Here is a 20,271-nt window from a genome sequence, read left to right on the forward strand (position 1 = left end):
ATACAAACCCACACTTATAATTCAAATTGTAATAAACAACAGGTTGTTCATTATTATAACTCAAAAAGAGAAGAGGTAATGAAATGTTTAAAAATAAAATGGTTTGGTTTGCGCCTATAATTGCAATTGTCGTTATTTTTGTTTTTTCACTCACTTTATTTCCGTCAGTGCAAGCAAAACCAAAAAATTTACCAATAGCGATAGTTAATGAGGATCAGGGAGTGGAAATTCCTAATCAACCGAAAGTAAATTTAGGTAAAAACATCGTTGACATGATTCAAACTACAGCGGGGTCGACAAAAGATGAAGAACCTGCAGTAAAATGGGTTATTGTAAAGAGTAATAAAGAAGTACAAAAGGGATTAGATGAACAAAAATACTATGCCGCTCTAGTATTTCCGAAAGATTTTAGTGTAAAACAGGCATCATTACAAACTACGAATCCAACTTTACCCGAAGTTCAAATCTATATTAATCAAGGTATGAATATGGCGGCTTCCACAATAGCAGGGCAAGTTGTCAACGGGGTAGTTGATAATATTAACAATAATGTACGCTCACAGCTTTTTGCAGCCATAGCATCGCAAGGAGAAACTTTAACGGTAGAGCAAGCTTCCAATTTAATCACACCCATTTCAAAAACCATTACAAATGTAAATGCAACAGGAGAACATAGTGCAAACGGTAATTCCCCTGTTTCTATGTTTCAGCCTTTATGGATGGCTATTATGGCAAGTGCAGCAATCGTCTTTATTGCAATAAATAAAATAGACATTAATTCACGAAAAGAGAAGCTTACGATAATGGGTGGTCAAATTATTATTGGGGCGATTGTAGCTTTAATTGTAGGCTTCGGCCTTACATGGTTAGTTGAGAGTATGATAGGAATTGACATTCCAGCATATATGGACACTGCCTTATTTTTAACCATTACTTCCTTTAGTTTCTTCTTATTAATAACGGCAGTTATTTCATGGCTCGGCATTCAAGGAATAGCTATTTTTGCACTCATGCTATTCTTTGGGGGACCACTGCTTGCGTTAGCGCCTGAAATGATGTCATCCTTTTATCATGACTGGATTTATCCATGGTTACCAATGCGATTTATGGTTGAAGGTTTACGAGAACTTTTCTTCTTTGACAAAGGATTTTCTTGGAACACATCCGTATCGGCCCTTACATGGATTGGTATAGTTAGTTTAATCGTTATTTTCGCTTCCGTTATAAAAATACAACCAGTGCGTCTAGAACAAGGCGTACAAGAGTAAATTTTAAAGTGTAGACAAACGGCATCAAGAAGTTAAACTTGATACCGTTTGTCTTTTTTATATACTTTGACTAAATGTAAATGAAAATTTCTTTTCAATGTGTTCTGGTGATTGAAGTGAAGGGCTAGCCCGTAGTGGAAATCAAATGCAGAAATCTTCTATATTCGTTTGCCTACGCCTCTTCCTATGCTAAAAATCTTTTATTAGAAGAACTTTTTCCTTGCCCATAAAGGTGTTGGAGTGAAGGGCTAGCGACTCCTGCGGGAAAGCACAAAACGTAAGACGCAACAAACCGCGCGTCAGCGAGGGTTGCGGCTTACGTTTGTGCCCGCGGAAAGCGCTAACCCGTAGTGGAAATCAAATGCAGAAATCTCTATATTTATTTTGACTATGCCTCTTCCTATGCTAAAAAATCTTTTATTAATAGAAGAACTTTCATTGCCCATAAAGGTGATTGGAGTGAAGGGCTAGCGACTCCTGCGGGAAAGCACGAAACGTAAGACGCAACAAACCGCGCGTCAGCGAGGGTTGTGGCTTACGTATGTGCCCGCGGAAAGCGCTAGCCCCTAACGGAAATTAATTTTGCAGAAATCTTCATTTAATAGATAAGATTCCATGTAAATAAACACTATCAAAAAGATAAATATAGAATATTCTGTTAACTGGTGATAAAATTACATTTATAAACATATAGTACAAGTTAAACGTCATACTGTTCGCATTTTTTTCAAGGAGGTATTCATGATAAATAAAAATGATTACGAGAATGTTGCCTTTAACCAATTGGAAATGCTTCGAAATGAAATAAATAGAACGAAAATGAATAGAAATTTATTCAATAAAATTGATAACTATTATGTACTTTGTATTTATGAACAACAGAAAATCACAAGTAATGATCATGTGACCAAAGCTAGTACATTGACCAAAAATGTCATCACTAATTCTTTTGTCATCTGGGATCATACCTATAAAGAAAGTGAGCAATTATTCATGAATTTACGTATTTCTTCTAGAAATCGCGTAATTACTGAAATTGCAAAAAACATCGTTTCATTTTTACTGCAACAATACGAGGACCAGTTAAACGAATCACAAAAGCGAAAATCAACGCATCGTAATGCACTTCAAGTTGAAAAATATATCCATCGTATGGAAAATATGATCAAGGCTAACACTTTCCTTGGTGAAGATACAGCTTGGGAAGAGTTTTGCTCATGGTTTCAAGTATATTTAACAGAATGGGTACTTGAAGAACTAGAAAGTTTGATTGGCTATGACATGATGAATCAGATGAGCAATGAGGATTTAAATGAAGTATTTTATCAGCAAATGACGAAAAATCTATCATCAAATGATATGTTTATTTCAAAATATACAAACATCGTGAACAACTATATGACAGAGTGGTTTCACAACATTATTGAATCAATGAAGCTAGCAATTTTAACAACAGAAGAAATTGAATCTATGTTACAAATAACTACACCTAAAAATCAGGATACTCTACCTCTTAGTAAAAGTATTGCTCTCTCATTAGGGGTAGAACAACATTTACACGTCATGAATAATGCCCCTTATCAATATGTAAGGGAAGCACTTTATAAAAATAATTTTCAACGTATAGAAAATACTCCTTGGCCTACTACACCTTTATATAAAGGCAATCTAGAAGGAATTATTCAAATACGTCCATTTCAATCTACCGAGCATTCCTTCGCCACACAATTATTGATTGAGAAAGCACAAAATCAAGTGCAAAGCTTAACAGATTTAGACGTAGATATGTTTGATGCATTATGTAGTATCTTTTTATCGAAAGCTCGTTATACAGAAGATATTATTGAAATACACTTTACTGATTTATTAATGATTCGTGGGTTAAAGCCGAAGTTAGGAGGCGAGGGGAGAAGGGGCGGATATGAACAACAACAAAAGGACAAGGTTTTGCAATCGCTTACAAAAATTCAAAGCTTATGGCTCGAATTAAATAAAGCAACGGTCTATGAAAAAGGAAAAGCTGTACAAACGCAGCTTCAAGGACGAACATTTCTTTTTGTCGATCATAATCGAATTGAGTATGATATTGCTCAATTAGATAAACACAAAACATTTACATTTACAGTTGATAAAGTTTTTACAAAGTATTTATATGGATCAGGACGGCAAATTGCCCTTTTACCTATTCAAACATTACATTATAATCCATACAGTCAAAAGTGGGAAAAAAGATTAGCAAGATATTTTAGTTGGCGATGGCGTACACAAGCAAGAAAGGGAGATTTCTTGCAACCAAATAAAATCCGAACTTTATTAGAGGCAATTGGGGAAAATGTAAATGAACGCACACCATCTCGTACGAGGGACCGTTTAGAAAAAGCATTGGATCAATTGCTTGAAGACGGCGTTCTGTCTGCTTGGCATTATCATAAATGGGATGAAACGATTGCTAATAATAAGGGCTGGGTTCGACTATGGTTAGATTCAACCATTCTTGTGGAACCACCTGAAATTATTAAAGATCAGTACCGTTCTATTGAAAAAACAAAAAGTACATCCCATTATTCACTTAATTTCCAAGACAGTGCTCAACATAAAGCAAAAGGAGTCACAATTGGCAATCAATTACGAGCAATACGTAAGCAATTTAATTTATCTCTTTTACAAGTTTCAGAGGAACTAGAAATTTCCCCTTCCTATATAAGTAATATAGAAAGAGGGGTTAAAACTCCTTCTGTCAAAATTCAAAATAATATAAGTCGCTGGATGCAAAAATTTATGTAAAAATTGCATGCAAAAACTGCCTACATCTATCGAGTGTTTACGATAAATGTAGGCAGTTTTTTTAATTTGAAGCTGTAAATCTTCAAATTTTCCACTTTTCCTTATTTGACATTTCAGTTGCTATTATCTTGTACTTAGGGATTTATCTATATAATGAATATTTCAGTTTTTGCTTTTATCCTTCCCATAAGTCGAGGTTATCGTGTGTAAATGTCGTGTGTAGTGTGTACAAAAAATAAAATACAAATTTTTGAACCCTTGCTATATATACGTTTACTACGTGTTTTTCTTTTTTTTACTCCCTAATAATTAAATCATTTTACATACTTTTGTTTTCAGAATATTTGAAACACATCCATTACAATGAACAACATAATCAATTGTTTTTCTATTATTCGAAACCGAGGTGAAATAATGAATAAAGAATTGAAAGCTTACGAATCATTAGAACCATTATTTAATCCGAAGTCTGTGGCAGTACTTGGTGCTTCTACAAATCCGTATAAAATTGGATACATTCAATTGAAAGCGCTTATAGACGGCGGTTTTGCTGGAAATATTTTTCCTATTAATCCGAAAGCTAGTGAAATAGAAGGCCTTACTTGTTATCCTTCCATCACAGCTGTCCCAGAGGAAGTAGATTTAGCAATATTTTGTGTAGGTGCAGAACAAATTGTGGACAATTTAAAGGCATGTGCGAAGAAGAATATAAAAGCAGCCATTATATTTGCATCTGGATTTTCTGAAACTGGGGAAGAGGGCGTACTGTTACAGCAAGAGTTAGCTAACATTGCAAAGGAAAACGGTATCCGAATTATAGGACCAAACTGTGTTGGGTTAGTTAATACAACGAATGGTATGATTGGGACATTTTCACCAGCTATTTTAGCAGTGCCATTACATGAAGAAAAGGCTGTTGGTTATGTTTCACAAAGTGGTGCATTTGGTGTATTAACATATATGGCGGCAGCACAAAATGGTTTAAGCTTTAATTATTTTGCAAGTGTCGGCAACGAAATGGAAACCGAATTTTCAGATGTAGTAGAGTACATGATTCATGATCCAAAAACAAAAGTCATTACAGGCTATTTAGAAGGGGCTAAAGATACTAAAAAGCTACGACGTTTAGCAAAAGAAGCTCTTCAACTTAACAAGCCAATTGCGTTGATGAAAACTGGAAAAAGTTCAGCTGGTAGTAGAGCAGCGGCTTCACATACAGGCTCGCTTGCTGGATCAGATTTAGTTTACGATGCGTTTTTCAGGCAGAGCGGTATCGTTCGAGTTGATGATTATGAAGATATTATTACGTTTTCAAAGTTATTTTTATCTAATAGACTACCACAAGGGAAAAATACGGTATTAATTACAAGCTCAGGTGGACGAGGTATTAATGAAGCAGATCGCTGCGAAGGGCTAGGATTAAATATTATTGCGCTAAGCGAAAAGACAAAGGCAGAAATTAAAAAGCATGTTCCATCTTTCGCAAGTGCAATCAATCCAATTGACTTAACTGCAGCCGCTTCAGTAACGAATCCTGAATTATATATTGCACCACTTCGAGCACTTGTAGCTGATCCAGAAGTTCATAATATTATCCTTACTGAATTTCCTTTGTACTGGGAAGCAGATAATCCATATTTACAAGAGTTTATTGACATATGCAAAAACTCAGATAAATTTGTCTTCATTACGACATTCCCATTAGAAGGCATGTCTGTACCTAAAGGAAAAGCTGAACTTGAGAAAAATGGCATTCCTGTCATTCCAGGTAATTTAAATCCAATCAAAGGCTTAGCAAAGCTTGTTGAATATAGCGAGAGTTATAGAAAACATCAACAAGCAACAATCCAAGAAGAGGAATTACCTAAGAAACGAATAAACATGTCACATGTAACAGGCTCGACATTAAGTGAAGCTCAAGCAACTGACATTTTAGATTTGTACGGGATTCCAACAACAAAACGAACTGTCGCTAAGACGGCCGAGGAAGCTGTTCAATTTGCAAATTCGATTGGTTACCCAGTCGTGTTAAAAGTTGATTCAGCGGATATTCCACATAAAACCGAGGCAGATGCGATTCGACTAAATGTACAATCAGCAAACGAAGTTATGAAAGCGTTTACTGATATTTATCACAATGCAAGAAACTATAAAGCAGATGCTAACATCAATGGTATTTCTGTTCAAGAGATGCTTCCTGAAGGGACAGAGGTAATTATTGGCGCAACAAAGGATCCGAATTTCGGACCAGTCGTCATGTTTGGCTTAGGTGGCATTTTCGTTGAAGTATTTAAAGATATTTCATTTAGAGTGGCGCCACTAACAAGAACCGATGCTGTTGAAATGATTGAAGAGGTAAAAGGCAAAGCACTTCTGACAGGTGCTCGTGGGAAAGCCCATGGCGATATTGAAGCGATCATTGATGTATTACTGAAGGTTTCGAAGCTTGTCACTGAAAATGAAGAGATAATAGAAGAATTAGATATTAATCCTTTAATCGTCTATGAAGATGGCGTAAAAGCAGCAGATGCAATGATCGTCGTGCAAAAAGATGTGTTAGAGAAATCAGCAGTCAGGGGGTAAAGGTATGGATCTAGATCAAAGCTTAATAGGTTTAACAGGACCACAATATGTTTTTGAAGTAGAAAAAAGGCACATTCGTCAATTTGCCGAAGCTATCGGGGATTCGAATCCATTATATGTAGATGAAGAGTATGCAAAATCAACGATTTATGGGGGTATAATTGCACCTCCAAGCTTTCCAGTAGCAATAGGGGCTGATAGTGGGCAAGGGGTAGAGCTACCTTTGGATTATAGCCGTATGCTACACGGCGAGCAAGAGTTCATTTATCATCGACCAATTCGCGCAGGTGATCGTTTGTCCTGTCAGATGAAAGTGACAGATGTATATGAAAAAGAAGGAAAAAATGGACCAATGCAGTTTTTAGTAATGGATACAGAAATGAAGGATGAAGAAGGCGAGCTAGTGGTGATTAGTCGTACTAACATCATTTATCGAGCTGTAGCGAGTAGTAAAGTGTAAATAAACTGTTGAACGAAGATACTGATGTCTTCGTTCAATTTTAATCCATCATTAAAGGGGGAAAAAATTATGCTTGAATTTAAAAGTTTACAAGAAGGACAAAAGCTTGAACCACTTGTGAAGCCTGCTGTGACAAAGGTACAGCTTGTGAAATATGCTGGTGCATCAGGGGATTTCAATCCTTTACATACAGATGATGCATTTGCTCAAAGTATCGGAATGTCAGGGGTTATTGCACATGGCATGCTTGTTATGGGCTTTCTTGGTCAATATATGATGGACCTAGCAGGTACTTCTGCTGCACCGACTAATTTTAAAATGCGCTTTGGGGCGATGACAAAACCAGGCGATGAAATTACTTGTTCTGCTATCGTCAAAAAAATATATAAAAACGAAGCTAAACAATTCGTCGATTTAGAGTTATATGCAGAAAAAGCGCCAGGAAAAGTTGTTGGATTTGGAGAAGCGACATTACAAATGATTTAACAAATGGAAACAAGGAGGTTGGCAATATGGCTACTATTAAAGATCGCTATGCCATAGTAGGCGTAGGAGAAAGTGAACGTTCGAAAAATTCAGGTACAACACCTTTACATTTAGCATTAGACGCTGCACGTGCTGCATTACAAGATGCAGGTTTAGAAGCAAGAGAAATTGATGGCTTTATGAGCTACTCTGAAAATGACTCTTGTACATCTCATCAATTAGCAACCTATTTAGGTGCACGACCTAAATATGTAAAAGATATTATGGGAGGCGGAAGCAGTACTGAAATGTTAATTGCGGATGCCATCGGATTAATTGAAACAGGTCAAGTGAATACCGTGTTAATTTATCGTGCCATGAATGGTCGTTCTGGCGTTCGTATGGGCGGTGGCGGCTGGGATGTCAATATGCTTCAAGGGGCAATGGATGGCGGAAGTTTTTTCATTCCTTACGGGGCTGGTGGACCAGGGCAATGGTTCGGCTTATTCGCAACGCGTCATATGCAACAAACGGGAATTACACAAGAACATTTAGGGCACGTCTGTGTTAGCTTTTATGAGCATGCGCAACGGAATCCGAAAGCCTTCTTCTATGGTAAACCGTTATCGATGGAAGAGTATTTAAAAACACCACATTTAAGCTATCCATTCACTAAACATGATTTTTGCTTGGAGTCGGACGAGGCAAATGCCATTATCGTCACATCTGCTGAGAAAGCAAAAGATTGTAAGTCAAAACCTGTTTATATTATGGGTATTGAAGCGAGACGTACCGTATCACATGCACATTACTGGACGAATTTAGATGAAGTAGCATCGGACTTTGTTGCACCTTCTCTTTATAAAAAGGCAGGAGTTACACCACAAGATATTCAAGTAGCTTCGATATACGATTGCTTTAGTTGGGTAGTATTGCGCCAATTAGAGGCATATGGCTTTGCAGCACGTGGCGAAGTCGGTGATTTCGTTGCAAATGGCAATCTGAAAATGGGCGGTAAGCTTCCGACGAATACAGCAGGGGGCATGCTTTCTGAAGGTTATACACATGGCATGAACAATGTCCTTGAAATTGTACGTCAAATTCGTCACGAATATAAAGGAACAGATCGTCAAGTTGAAAATTGCGAAATTGGCATTTGTACTGGCTGGTCAGGTCCAGATATTGCGGGTGCAATGATTTTAAGAAACTAGGAGGAAAAATCATGAGTTATCAAAAACCGATTCCACTTAAAACACAAGACAACCAACCATATTGGGATGCAGCTGATCGTCATGAGCTAGTCCTACAAAAATGTGAAACATGTAATGCGTATAATCACCCACCTGGTCCAGCTTGTTCAAAATGTGGTGCTACAGAACTTAGCTGGGAAAGTCAAGGTTCGGATATTACGGGCACTATCTATTCGTATGTTGTGTCATATCGCCCCTTCCTACCAGGCTTCCAAGATGATTTACCAACGATTATTGTTGTCGTACAACTAGACAAATTGAACGAAGTAAAAATCATTGGCAATGTGCTTGCATGTCCACCAGAGGAAATTAAAATTGGCATGCCTGTAAAAATGACTTGGCAGGATATTACGGAAGATCGAGCTCTTCCACAATGGATACAAGCTTAACAAACCTATTTCGGTTTAATAGAAAGGAATGATTAGATGGATTTTTCATTTACGAAAAAGGAAGAGCAATTTCGTCAAGAGTTAAGAACTTGGCTAGAAGCGAACTTACCCGATGGATGGTTACAAGGAGAAGTGCAATTAGATAAGGAATCGAAGGAATATGAGTTATTTTTACGAGACTGGCAAAAGAAACTATATGAAGGTGGCTGGGCAGCGATTGCGTGGCCGAAACAATATGGTGGACGCAATGCAACGCTTATGGAGGAGATTGTCTATCAACAAGAGATGGTACGTGTGAAAGCACCACCGTTAATTAATTATGTAGGTCTTCATATGGTTGCGCCGACATTAATGCAAATCGGTACAGAAGAACAAAAGGAAAAATATATCGAAAAAATTATTACAGGTGAAGAAGTGTGGTGCCAAGGCTATTCAGAGCCGAATGCAGGTTCCGATGTAGCGGCTATCCAAACGACTGCTGTAAAAGATGGGGACCGTTGGATTATTAATGGGCAAAAGGTTTGGACGAGTTTCGGTCATGTAGCAGATCGTTGCTTTTTAATTACTAGAACGAATCGTTTAGAGAAAAAACATAAAGGCATTACTGTATTCCTTCTCGATATGCATCAGCCAGGGGTTGAAACTCGACCAATTGTCTCAATGGATGGTCAAAAAGATTTTAATGAAGTGTACTTAAATGATGCCATTGCGTATGATGCAGAAATTATTGGTCAAGTAGATGAAGGCTGGAAGGTTATTATTGCCCTGCTAATGCATGAACGAACTGGCATTGGTGGTCAAGTATTTACGTTAGAGCAACAATTTAATGATTTAGTAGCGCTAGCTAAAGAGTTAAATGATGACGATGAACCACTTATTAAAAATCCATTTATTCGTAAAACAATGGTGGATCTATATACGCATTCACGTGGCTCACTATTAAACTATTATCGAAATTTAACAAAGCAATTGAAAAATGGCCATCCTGGTGCAGAAAGCTCGATGGATAAGCTACTCGTTAGTGAATTAACAAAAGAACTGTTTGCTCAAGCAATTTCGATGCAAGGTCATCATGGCGTACTATGGAAAGAAAACGCATTGATGGATCGGTCTTATTGGCAGGACAATTATTTGTACTCTTTTGGTCAGACAATTGGCGGAGGAACAAGCGAAATACAAAAGAATACCATTGCTGAAAGAATTTTAGGTTTACCAAAAGATATGGGTCGATAAAAAGCGGGGGTGTCATATATGGATTTTTCTTTGAATCAGGAACAAGAAATGTTTCGAAACTATGTACGCAAATATTTAGATGATGTCGGACAAACGAAAGTAGCCCGCGAGTTTACAGAAGGGAATACAAGCTCTTTCCAAGCGCTGTATGCTGGTTTAGCGGAACTTGGCTGTGCAAGTGTGAATGTGTCAGAAGAAAATGGTGGGATGGGACTAGGTCAGTTAGATTTAGTACCGATTTTAGAAGAGACTGGTCGTGCATTGTTACCAGGCTTATATTTAGAAACAAATGCTTTAGCGGTACCGCTTCTAGAGAAATTTGGAACGGACGAACAAAAAGCAAAATATTTATCTGCTATTGCTAGTGGTGACCATACGTTTACTGTTGCGTGGTTGGAGCCTAGCGGAAACTACAAGCCTTCAAATGTGAAATTACATGGTACATTGCAAGATGACGTTCTAACGTTGAATGGTGTGAAATCATTAGTACCAGACGTAGAACTTGCTAATAGCTTACTCGTACTAGTGCGTACTTGTGAAGGGCAAGGTGCGGAAGGAATATCATTAGTCATCGTGGATTGTGATGATGTGACACTACTTGTGGAGCCTCAAAAAAATATGGATGAAACACGCTTGCTTGCAGAAGTGACTTTTAACGATGTTCAAGTTTCCAGTCAGCAAATTCTTGGCACTATTGATCATGGGTGGGATGTTTTACAAGAGGGTTTATTATCATTTAATGCAGCCCTTTGCTCATCGATTGTTGGAAGTATGGAAAAAATCGTTGAAACTGCCGTTGAATATGCGAATATTCGTGAACAGTTTAATCAACCAATTGGAAGATTCCAAGCGATTAAACATCGATTAGTCGATATGAAAATGGATTTAGAAACCGCTCGTTCATTAGCCTATTATGCCAACTGGGCAATTGAAAGTAATGCAGATGATAAAGTAGAAGCGGTTTCAAGTGCTCGATTATTTGCTACCGAGGCATTTATTAAAGTGGCATCGCAAAGTATTCAAATTCATGGTGGTATTGGTTTTACAGAAGAACTTGATTGCCATTTATACGTGAAACGCGCTCGTTTCTATGAGAATTATTTAGGAAGTACACAGCAATATTATGAACAGGCAGCAGTTGCATTAGGTTGGTAATATCAGCAAGTTGATTATCTTGCTTCTTACATATTGTAAACGCAGCATTCTCAATGTGTAAGACTGTTAGAAATCTTATATTTGAAAGGGTGGGGAAAGACATTGAAAACATTGAATAATTTGAAAGACTATCAAAATGTCATTAACGGTAAGGCAATTCCATCATCTTCAGGTAATAAAATTGATAGCTATGATCCCGCAACTGGTAAAGTATGGGCAACTATTCCTTGTAGTACTATTGAAGATGTTGAAGCAACTGTGACGGCAGCGCGTACTGCCCTTCCAGGTTGGTCAGCGCTTCCTGCTAGTGAAAGAGCAAACTATTTAAGACGTATTGGCGATATGATTTCACAATATGGCGATGAATTGGCTGAACTCGAAACAAAAGACAATGGTTGGGTTATTCGTGAAACGAAGTTCGGGCTTATTCCTATCCTCTCAAGTATGTGGTATGATGCTGCTGCCGCTGCTATAAATGTTGGAAGCAAAGGCGAAACAGTACAGCTTGGGCCAAACACAGTAGGATTTACAATGCGTGAACCTTTCGGGGTTGTCGTAGGCATTATTCCTTGGAATTCAGCATTGTGGACATTTACGGTAAAAGCAGCTGCAGCACTTGCAGGTGGGAACACAGTGATTATTAAACCTTCTGAGCTGGCAGCAGCAGCACCGCTCCGTTATGGTGAAATTATTCAGAGTATCTTACCACCTGGTGTATTAAATGTAATTTCTGGAACAGGTGCTGAAGTGGGCGATGCACTTGTTCGTCATCCGAAGGTTAATAAAGTAAGCTTAACGGGTTCAGGAAAAACTGCGCAGGCAATTGTCCAATCTACAGCGCAACAACCTAAGTCAATGGTATTCGAACTTGGTGGAAAATCACCAAATATCGTTTTTGAAGATGCCGATTTAGCTAAAGCAGCAAGTGGTGTCACAGTAAATGGAATTTTTACTGGTAATGCAGGGCAACTTTGTGTCGGAGGCTCTCGTATCTTAATTCAGCGCTCTGTCTTAGATAAAATGATCGCTCTTATGAAAGAAGAAATGGCAACACATATTCAATTAGGCAACACATTAGATATGCAAACGCCAATGGGACCAGTTGCCAATGAATTGCAATACAAAAAAGTTTGCTCGTATATTGAGTTAGGGCAACAAGAGGGTGGAGAAATCATCGTGGGTGGTCGCTATGGTGGTGCCAGCTTGTTACCAGGTCAAGAGGAGCTAAAGGATGGCTATTGGATTGAACCAACCTTATTAAAAGTAGAAAGTAATAACTTGCAAGTTTGCCAGGAAGAAATTTTTGGACCAGTTGCCGTCGTAATTCCGTTTGATACAGAAGAAGAGGCACTTGCGATTGCCAATGATACAGAATTCGGACTAGGTGCGGGCGTTTGGACTTCTGATTTAAATCGTGCACATCGAATGATTCGTTCGATCGAATCTGGCAATGTATGGGTGAATACGTATCGCATCGTTGGAACTGAACTGCCATTCGGTGGCCAAAAAGCGAGTGGTTTTGGTACAGACTCTGTACTGGAATTTACACGTGAAAAAACATGCTATATTCAAATTGGCTAATAGGTAACGACCAATATAGAGGTATGGAAAATATAGTCGTAGGAAAAGTAAAAATGAAACGGGGAATAGTATGCCACAAGCAAAAAATGGGCTATTTTATGGATGGTATATTGTTTTAACAAGCTTCTTAATTATGTTTTCGGCATTTTCCATTGTAAATTCTCTCCACAGTTTATTTCTTGTGCCGGTAACAAGCGAATTGGGCATGACAAGAACGACTTTTTCCATTGTTCTTTCCGTAGGGGGTCTAGGTGTCGCCATCGCATCACCTTTTATGGGCAAGCTACTTACTAAAGGCAACATGAAGTTAATTATGTCTGTATGCGTTATTTTTGCAGGCTGTGGCTTTATGTTATATTCTTTTGCACAATCGGCAATTTATTTTGCCATCATTGCTTTTATTATAGGAGTATGTGTTGCTGGATTTTCCAATATTCCGATATCCATTATGCTGACGAATTGGTTTTATGAAAAAAAGGGGCTAGCTATGGGGTTAGCATTTGCTGGTTCAGGCGTTGGAACGGCTGCCCTTAGCCCTATTTTAACAATGTTGATTTCTAATTATGGTTGGCGAACAACATATGTGATAGCAGGTGTACTAATTATCGTCATATCGCTACCATTAATTTTATTTTTCACAAAGAAAAACCCTGCAGAGAAAGGGACAACGGCACTTGGGGCAGATCATATCGAAGAGGAGCAAGCAAATACTACCCAATCAGGTTTAACGTTGGCGGAGGCAAAGAAATCAGGCATGTTTTGGCTATTTATTTTCGGTGTCGTATGCTTTGCCCTTGTTGCAGGCGGAGTTCAAATGCATATACCAGCTTATTTAATAGATATTGGCCATCCTGCGCTATTCGCTGGAACAATTTTCGGTCTATTATCTTTATCTAACACGGTCGGTAAACTGATTCTCGGAGCCATTTTCGATAAATTTAGAACAACTGGCGGAATACTATTCGTAGGTGTTTGTATGACAATAGCGATGGTGTCATTGCTATTGTCAGGAGCTAAGAGCTTTGCGTTCGTATTCGCTATCGCATACGGATTTAGTATAGTTATCGCATCGATTGGCCCTCCATTTATGACAGATGATTTGTTTGGTAAAAAAGATTTTGGTGCCATCTTTGGCTTTGTACAAATATTCTTCGTTGCAACGAGTTCACTTGGCGTAATTGTATCTGGTCTTATCTACGATCTTACGCAAAGCTATAAAGTAGCATGGATTATTTTTTTAGGATTATTTATACTTAGTGTGCTATGTATTTTACTCGCAACTAGTATGACAAAGAAAAAGCGCTTAAATGTTGAAGCGATTGTCATGGAAGAAAGCGTTGAAGGGATTTAACATCGTTCCTAATTTACAGATATTTATAAGCAATGAAAAAATGCTAATTTCCTAGCGTTTTTTCATTGCTTTTTTTAGAATCTAAATTTTTCTATAGCATTTTCACCACTTCCTCTGCATTAATTTAATATAGGTTTGAAAGATGAAGACAATGTAAGCGTAGTTTTAGCTTTCTGACATGCTGTTTTGTCCACTATTGTACCTTCCTTTTTATTAGGTTGTACAATATTATTCTTTATCAGATATTTATTTTTATCGAAAATCTTCATAACAAGGAGTTGAAAAATATGGAATTTTATACAATTTGGCTATTTGTCGTTGCTGCCATTACGCTGTTAATTATACCTGGACCAGCAGTTATCTATATTATGGCAAGGAGTATTGATCAAGGAAAAAAAGCAGGACTCATATCCGTCCTTGGTGTTTCTCTTGGTGGTTCTATTCACGTTGTTGCTGGAGCAATTGGGGTTTCTGCTATCCTAATGACATCTGCAACCGCCTTTCATATCGTTAAATACATAGGGGCAGCTTATCTTATTTATCTAGGCTATAAAGCACTAACTTCAGCAACTGAACATATGCCCATAGAAACCCCAAAATCGGCGCATAAACAATTAGTAAAAATTTTTTACCAATCTGCTATCATAGAAGTCATGAATCCGAAGACAGCTCTCTTTTTTTTAGCATTCTTTCCACAATTCATTTCTCCGTCTGCTGGATCGGTCACAGAACAATTTTTACTTTTAGGTACACTTTTTATTCTTCTAGGCTTAATGAGTGATGGCCTATATGCTGTTCTCGCAACAACTATTAGAAACTGGCTTTTAAAGCGCAATGTTAATTCGAAGTTACAAAATCGAATAACAGGTTATTTATATATTGTTCTAGGTGTTTTCTCCTCTTTTGCAAGTCCATCCAAAACGTAAGTGACATTTGTAGCGATTTCGTCGCTATCATTAAAAAATGTAAACAGAAAAGGCAGAAATGTTGAATTATCAGCATTTCTGCCTTTCGATTATAAACTGTTTGGCTTTGGTAACACATATTGTAGGCTCTAGCTATGAGCGTGCCAACAAATGAAAAATAAAGCTAGTTTTCAAAAAACCTTCTATCATTTAGGTAATACACAGGTTAAATTAAATGACCATGGTTCATGGTTCAGTGTTACGGTGAGACTATTCTTTAACAAACTTTATCCAAATCATAAAGGGATATACTACTCCTCAACTTCAAAAGCACTACACGGATATCCTAACATCCTTAAGCCTAACATTTCACGATAAACGAGCGATTAGAACGTTTAGTATAAAGTGCATACGGTTAACCTATTCATACTAAATCAAATATTTATATGGAGGTGTATATTACTTGGATAATATGGCTAATTCGAAATTTCCTCCGTTAATGATTGAGCTATCTGAAAAGTTTTCTCCTTCCGATGATATAAGCTTAAAAACTTTACAAATAGAAGACAATACGGTATTTATCTTTTACTTAAAATCAGCAATAGATGGTGCCAAATTGCATGATATGCTGATAAAACCTTTTTTCGATATGAAATCAAATCAAAGTTTTACATTCTATATTGAATCGTTACCAAACTTAACAAATATGCAATTTGGGGAAGAGCTTCTAATCGAAATAACGAAGGGATATCTCCTATTAGCAATCAATGATGCATTTTATTTAATTGATATTAAATTAGTAAATACAATGGCTTTACAGCAAACAATCATTGAGCCAACTGTATACGGTCCCCAAACCGCTTTAAGCGAGGATATTGAGACGAATTTAAACATCATTCGCCAACGCTATCATGAGCCAACATTAAAGTATGACACGCATGCTTTAAAAGGAAAAAGTCATAAGACTTTAATCATTATGTATGATGAAAAAATAGTAAAGCAATCGGTTCTTCAAAACATTCAACAACAAATAGAAAATCTAGATATCCCACTTATTCAATCTACGGGAGAATTACAGCTACACTTAAACGGCTCAAAATTTTCCCTTTTTCCTATTACTATTCTAACGGAGCGACCTGACCGTATTTCTTATAATCTTGCGGCAGGAAAAGTGGTAATTATGTTAAACGGGAGTCCTCAAGCTTTAATTGCTCCTGTTGTCTTTTTTGACTTTATGACATCGATGGAAGATAACTATCATACTTATTGGATCACTTCATTTACATTAATTCTCCGATATATCGGTTTATTTGTCTGTTTTGTATTACCAGCTATGTATGTTGCGATAACCTCCTATACGCCTGATATTCCAAGAACGGAATTGGCCCTTACTGTTGCTGGTAGTCGAGTTGGCGTTCCATATCCGTCCTTTATCGAAGTAATATTTATGCTTATTTTTATGGAGTTTCTTACAGAGGCAAGTATACGATTACCAAAGGCTATTAGTGCAACGGCTACGACAGTTGGTGGCCTAATTTTAGGAACTGCGGTTACTGAAGCTACATTAGCATCCAATATTATGATTATTATTGTGTCAGCTGTTGCGATTACGAGCTTTGTCATCCCAATTAGTGAGATGAGTTTTTCTATTCGCATTTGTAGATATTTATTAGTAATCTATACGACGCTGTTCGGTATGATGGGGTTAATTTTAGGTTCTCTATGGCTGTTAATGTTCTTAGTCAATAAACGAAGTTTTGGTGAGCCATATTTAAAAGTCTATTGGCGCTCAGATAGGAAGGAATTAGAGGTGCGATCAAAAGGATGAGCAGGTATCTATATTACTTTATACTTGTCACAATGGTTACAAATCTTATAGCATCTGTGCCAAGAATATTAATGAGAGAAAGTACAAATGGTGTTATATTATCCATGAGTATTGCAGTCATTTTTGGCGTTATTCTGACGATCATTGTCATTAATTTGTTTAGTTACTTCCCAAATATGACCTTACCAGAAATAATGAAAAAGAGTACGCCTAAATGGTTTTATTATCCTGTCTTATTATACTTTGGCTGTTCATGGTTTGTAGCAGGGCTCATTACGCTTACAACATATGTTTTTATGTTTAATACATTTTTGTCCTATGAAACATCCATTACTATTACAACGCTGGCATTTTTATTAGTTATTTCTTTTGGACTGTTTATAAAAGAAAAAAGTGTACTTTATATGACAGAGCTAATATTGATTATTTTTTTACCTGTCATTATCTTTTTAATTATAAAAATATATACTGAGCCAAAATTAGAATGGGACTTTGTCAAAATTGCATTTACGTACATCAATGATTATCCTAGCTATAATTCCTTTTCAGCATCTATGTATATTTTTATTGGCGCAGTGAACATCATTATTTTTAATAAATACATTCAAGTAAAGAAAAAAGCAGGAATAAAGCAATTTGCCATATTAGCTATTGTAGGTGCCTTTACTTTATTTACAACCTATTTCATACCGATTGGATTTAATGGCTTTGAGCAAATTGAAAATCTTACGTTTCCATGGATTACTACAAGTGATTCAGTACGTATGAAATACTCACTTATTGAACGCGTCACATTTCTTTTTGTCATCGTATTTATTGCGGTTGCCTTTATTAGCATACTGATACATTGGTATGTGTCGTTAAAATTATTTGAAAGTATTTTTCATTTTAAAAAATTCAAATGGAAAAAGACAAATTTGACACCTTTTTTAGTAGTTCTTCTATTTGGGATTATTACAATCGCTACGACACGTGTAATTAATGAATTTGAGTTAGTGAAATTATCGGTGCTTTTTTATGACTTATTACCGTTATTTTACGGTGTTTTAATCGTCAGTTTACTAACTGCTAAACGGAGGCTCAAATTATAATGGCACATATAAAATATTTTGCTATGATGATTGTCGTTATGAGCTTGCTTTCAGGCTGTGGCTTTAAAGATATTGATAACCGAGTATTTGTTACAGGGATTGGAATTGACCCTGCCGAAAATGATGAAGGGGATTATAGAGTTACGCTGAAATTAGCGATACCTGTATCCATTAAATCAAAGAGTAATACTAGTTCAAGTTATCAATTTTTAGTGCATGAGGGAGATAATATCGGAGAGATTATCCAAATATTAGAGACCCATACAGATAAGGTTTTAGAGTTTGGACATGCAAAGGTTATTTTAATTAATGAAATCCTGTTAGAAGAGAATTTAAAAAATTTTATGGATTATTTATTTAGAAGAGGGGATATCCAATCAATTGCATATATAGGGGCTGCTAGAAATTCTGCTGAAGAGGTTTTAAGAACCTTACCAAAAGGGGAATCAGTAGTTGCGTCTCCGTTAACTAAGTTTTTTGGTGAAACGGGCAATGATAGTCCATATGTCGTTTCTGTCTATTTATATGAGATACGAAGGGATTTTCACAGTAAAGGGATAGATCCAATACTACCTATCGTTGAAATGAACAAACCTGGTACACAATTAATTGTAAATAAATTATTAGTTGTCGGGGATAGTGGAAAACCACTTGAACTTTCATCTAAATATACGCAAGCTTTTAATGCTCTTAAAAACAGCATTCCTGGATATAGTTTTAGACTCGACAGCGACGGTTTTAAACTATTAATAAATATGATGACTACTAAAATGACATACGATATTATTCAAGAAAATGGGCAACCGCAATCTATAAAAGTTAATGTCGAGATGTCTGGAACAATAAGCCAGTCAAATAAGACATTACTAATGGATAAATTGGAAGACTATAATAAATTAGCTGCGAGAGAAATAAAACAGGAATTAGAAAAATTTTTCATTACCCTTCAAGAGGAAGAACTTGATCCTTTTGGATTTGGATTGAGATACCGAACTATGCAATTACATCAAAAGGGCACCATTAATAAGTGGAAAAATGCTTATCCTGAATTACCATTTGATGTCACAGTTGAGGTCAATTTAAAAACTACAGGAACAATTGATTAAATTGTTGATACAAAGTATTTAAAGGCAGCAACGATAAACTATACGCAATGTAAAGAGCCTTTCTAATTTTTACTATAGAAAGGCTTTTTTTAAAATTTATTTGTCATTCGGGTAATGTATCGCTTCTTTAAATTCATCGGTAGCTAGTATATTGTAAAACATATTTCGTTCGTTTACGTTTGCTATTGTACCTGTAACTGTTTGGTCTATCCATAAGTAGTATTCGTCATCATTAATTTTTATCTTATATTGCGGAACGATTTCATTGTCTACCTCACCAAATTCTCTTGCTTTTTTTATTGTTTTCTCTATTATTTTAATATCTTTCGCATCGGATATTGTTTGGAGTGTATCAGGTTTAACATTTTCGAAATTAATCAGTTCTTGAATTTCAATTGTTGTAGATTCCTTCGTATCGTTACAAGCTACTAGCCATAAAGAACAAATCATTAATATAATACCTTTTTTTATGTTCACCTTGCTTCACCTCTTTTTCGTTCCACTATACTATATATACCCATATTTATAACTTCTTCACATTTTTATAAAACACCTGCATTGTTCATGTATATTAAAAATCAGCAAAGAAGGGCATAATCTTTTGCAACATCGGATAAAAGATGATTAAACAAACGATTAAAAGAAAAACACGAATTATTATAATCAAAAACCAATTTAATGTTCGTGTAAAATAACTGAAAATGCGCTTTGCTCACAAGCTGGAGACAGAGTCTATTGAGCAAAACACGAATATTACATGGAAGCACAAAAATATAGAGTTGTTGGAGCGGATTGGTAGACACTTGTCATTAAGAAGATTTA

General features: G+C 36.5%; 16 protein-coding genes. 15 read left to right on the top strand and 1 reads right to left on the bottom strand.

Annotated elements, in window-relative coordinates; genetic code table 11:
• Nucleotides 1-83: 83 nt before the first annotated feature.
• From ACIQ1H_RS06310 to ACIQ1H_RS06380, 15 genes are all read left to right on the top strand, one after another.
• Entirely contained in the window at nucleotides 84-1,268 is a 1,185-nt protein-coding gene (locus ACIQ1H_RS06310) for a YhgE/Pip domain-containing protein (RefSeq protein WP_402887363.1), read from the top strand.
• Between the two features lie 741 nt (nucleotides 1,269-2,009).
• Nucleotides 2,010-4,052 carry a helix-turn-helix domain-containing protein gene (locus ACIQ1H_RS06315; RefSeq protein WP_402887365.1) on the top strand — a complete coding sequence of 681 codons (2,043 nt, stop codon included), beginning with the start codon at nucleotides 2,010-2,012 and terminating at the stop codon, nucleotides 4,050-4,052.
• 414 nt (nucleotides 4,053-4,466) lie between these two features.
• Nucleotides 4,467-6,635, top strand: a complete 2,169-nt coding sequence (locus ACIQ1H_RS06320; protein ID WP_402887367.1) for an acetate--CoA ligase family protein — start codon at nucleotides 4,467-4,469, stop codon at nucleotides 6,633-6,635.
• A gap of 4 nt (nucleotides 6,636-6,639) precedes the next feature.
• The gene (locus ACIQ1H_RS06325) at nucleotides 6,640-7,095 is read left to right on the top strand and encodes a MaoC family dehydratase N-terminal domain-containing protein (protein WP_402887369.1); all 456 of its coding nucleotides are present in this window, start codon (nucleotides 6,640-6,642) and stop codon (nucleotides 7,093-7,095) included.
• A gap of 69 nt (nucleotides 7,096-7,164) precedes the next feature.
• A complete protein-coding gene (locus ACIQ1H_RS06330) occupies nucleotides 7,165-7,581 on the top strand; it encodes a MaoC/PaaZ C-terminal domain-containing protein (RefSeq protein ID WP_402887371.1) in 417 nt (138 codons plus the stop codon).
• Nucleotides 7,582-7,607: 26 nt separating this feature from the next.
• Complete coding sequence (locus tag ACIQ1H_RS06335) at nucleotides 7,608-8,771, top strand: thiolase C-terminal domain-containing protein (RefSeq protein WP_172771497.1); 1,164 nt, start codon at nucleotides 7,608-7,610, stop codon at nucleotides 8,769-8,771.
• Nucleotides 8,772-8,782: 11 nt separating this feature from the next.
• Nucleotides 8,783-9,199, top strand: a complete 417-nt coding sequence (locus ACIQ1H_RS06340; protein WP_402887373.1) for a Zn-ribbon domain-containing OB-fold protein — start codon at nucleotides 8,783-8,785, stop codon at nucleotides 9,197-9,199.
• Between the two features lie 36 nt (nucleotides 9,200-9,235).
• Complete coding sequence (locus ACIQ1H_RS06345) at nucleotides 9,236-10,432, top strand: acyl-CoA dehydrogenase family protein (protein WP_402887374.1); 1,197 nt, start codon at nucleotides 9,236-9,238, stop codon at nucleotides 10,430-10,432.
• Between the two features lie 18 nt (nucleotides 10,433-10,450).
• Nucleotides 10,451-11,587: an acyl-CoA dehydrogenase family protein gene (locus tag ACIQ1H_RS06350; protein ID WP_402887376.1), complete on the top strand. Its 1,137-nt coding sequence runs from the start codon at nucleotides 10,451-10,453 to the stop codon at nucleotides 11,585-11,587.
• 102 nt (nucleotides 11,588-11,689) lie between these two features.
• Nucleotides 11,690-13,168: an aldehyde dehydrogenase family protein gene (locus ACIQ1H_RS06355; protein WP_402887378.1), complete on the top strand. Its 1,479-nt coding sequence runs from the start codon at nucleotides 11,690-11,692 to the stop codon at nucleotides 13,166-13,168.
• A gap of 70 nt (nucleotides 13,169-13,238) precedes the next feature.
• On the top strand, nucleotides 13,239-14,519 hold the full coding sequence (locus ACIQ1H_RS06360; RefSeq protein WP_402887380.1) for an MFS transporter: 1,281 nt from the start codon (nucleotides 13,239-13,241) through the stop codon (nucleotides 14,517-14,519).
• Nucleotides 14,520-14,806: 287 nt separating this feature from the next.
• On the top strand, nucleotides 14,807-15,445 hold the full coding sequence (locus ACIQ1H_RS06365; protein ID WP_402887382.1) for a LysE family translocator: 639 nt from the start codon (nucleotides 14,807-14,809) through the stop codon (nucleotides 15,443-15,445).
• A gap of 451 nt (nucleotides 15,446-15,896) precedes the next feature.
• Nucleotides 15,897-17,252: a spore germination protein gene (locus tag ACIQ1H_RS06370; protein WP_402888560.1), complete on the top strand. Its 1,356-nt coding sequence runs from the start codon at nucleotides 15,897-15,899 to the stop codon at nucleotides 17,250-17,252.
• Nucleotides 17,249-18,343, top strand: a complete 1,095-nt coding sequence (locus tag ACIQ1H_RS06375) for a GerAB/ArcD/ProY family transporter (protein ID WP_402887384.1) — start codon at nucleotides 17,249-17,251, stop codon at nucleotides 18,341-18,343. Before ACIQ1H_RS06370 ends, ACIQ1H_RS06375 begins: the two co-directional genes overlap by 4 nt.
• Nucleotides 18,343-19,449 carry a Ger(x)C family spore germination protein gene (locus tag ACIQ1H_RS06380; RefSeq protein ID WP_402887385.1) on the top strand — a complete coding sequence of 369 codons (1,107 nt, stop codon included), beginning with the start codon at nucleotides 18,343-18,345 and terminating at the stop codon, nucleotides 19,447-19,449. Before ACIQ1H_RS06375 ends, ACIQ1H_RS06380 begins: the two co-directional genes overlap by 1 nt.
• A gap of 96 nt (nucleotides 19,450-19,545) precedes the next feature.
• On the opposite strand, the gene ACIQ1H_RS06385 is transcribed toward ACIQ1H_RS06380, so the two are convergent.
• Nucleotides 19,546-19,926 carry a hypothetical protein gene (locus ACIQ1H_RS06385; protein ID WP_402887387.1) on the bottom strand — a complete coding sequence of 127 codons (381 nt, stop codon included), beginning with the start codon at nucleotides 19,924-19,926 and terminating at the stop codon, nucleotides 19,546-19,548.
• Between the last annotated feature and the right edge of the window lie 345 nt (nucleotides 19,927-20,271).

It is taken from the genome of Lysinibacillus sp. NPDC097279 (genome assembly GCF_044761745.1).
Lineage (GTDB): Bacteria > Bacillota > Bacilli > Bacillales_A > Planococcaceae > Lysinibacillus.

Coding starts and splice junctions, on each gene's coding strand:
- ACIQ1H_RS06310 (WP_402887363.1), top strand. CDS start 84: ATGTTTAAAAATAAAATGGTTTGGTTTGCGCCTATAATTGCAATTGTC.
- ACIQ1H_RS06315 (WP_402887365.1), top strand. CDS start 2,010: ATGATAAATAAAAATGATTACGAGAATGTTGCCTTTAACCAATTGGAA.
- ACIQ1H_RS06320 (WP_402887367.1), top strand. CDS start 4,467: ATGAATAAAGAATTGAAAGCTTACGAATCATTAGAACCATTATTTAAT.
- ACIQ1H_RS06325 (WP_402887369.1), top strand. CDS start 6,640: ATGGATCTAGATCAAAGCTTAATAGGTTTAACAGGACCACAATATGTT.
- ACIQ1H_RS06330 (WP_402887371.1), top strand. CDS start 7,165: ATGCTTGAATTTAAAAGTTTACAAGAAGGACAAAAGCTTGAACCACTT.
- ACIQ1H_RS06335 (WP_172771497.1), top strand. CDS start 7,608: ATGGCTACTATTAAAGATCGCTATGCCATAGTAGGCGTAGGAGAAAGT.
- ACIQ1H_RS06340 (WP_402887373.1), top strand. CDS start 8,783: ATGAGTTATCAAAAACCGATTCCACTTAAAACACAAGACAACCAACCA.
- ACIQ1H_RS06345 (WP_402887374.1), top strand. CDS start 9,236: ATGGATTTTTCATTTACGAAAAAGGAAGAGCAATTTCGTCAAGAGTTA.
- ACIQ1H_RS06350 (WP_402887376.1), top strand. CDS start 10,451: ATGGATTTTTCTTTGAATCAGGAACAAGAAATGTTTCGAAACTATGTA.
- ACIQ1H_RS06360 (WP_402887380.1), top strand. CDS start 13,239: ATGCCACAAGCAAAAAATGGGCTATTTTATGGATGGTATATTGTTTTA.
- ACIQ1H_RS06365 (WP_402887382.1), top strand. CDS start 14,807: ATGGAATTTTATACAATTTGGCTATTTGTCGTTGCTGCCATTACGCTG.
- ACIQ1H_RS06370 (WP_402888560.1), top strand. CDS start 15,897: ATGGCTAATTCGAAATTTCCTCCGTTAATGATTGAGCTATCTGAAAAG.
- ACIQ1H_RS06375 (WP_402887384.1), top strand. CDS start 17,249: ATGAGCAGGTATCTATATTACTTTATACTTGTCACAATGGTTACAAAT.
- ACIQ1H_RS06380 (WP_402887385.1), top strand. CDS start 18,343: ATGGCACATATAAAATATTTTGCTATGATGATTGTCGTTATGAGCTTG.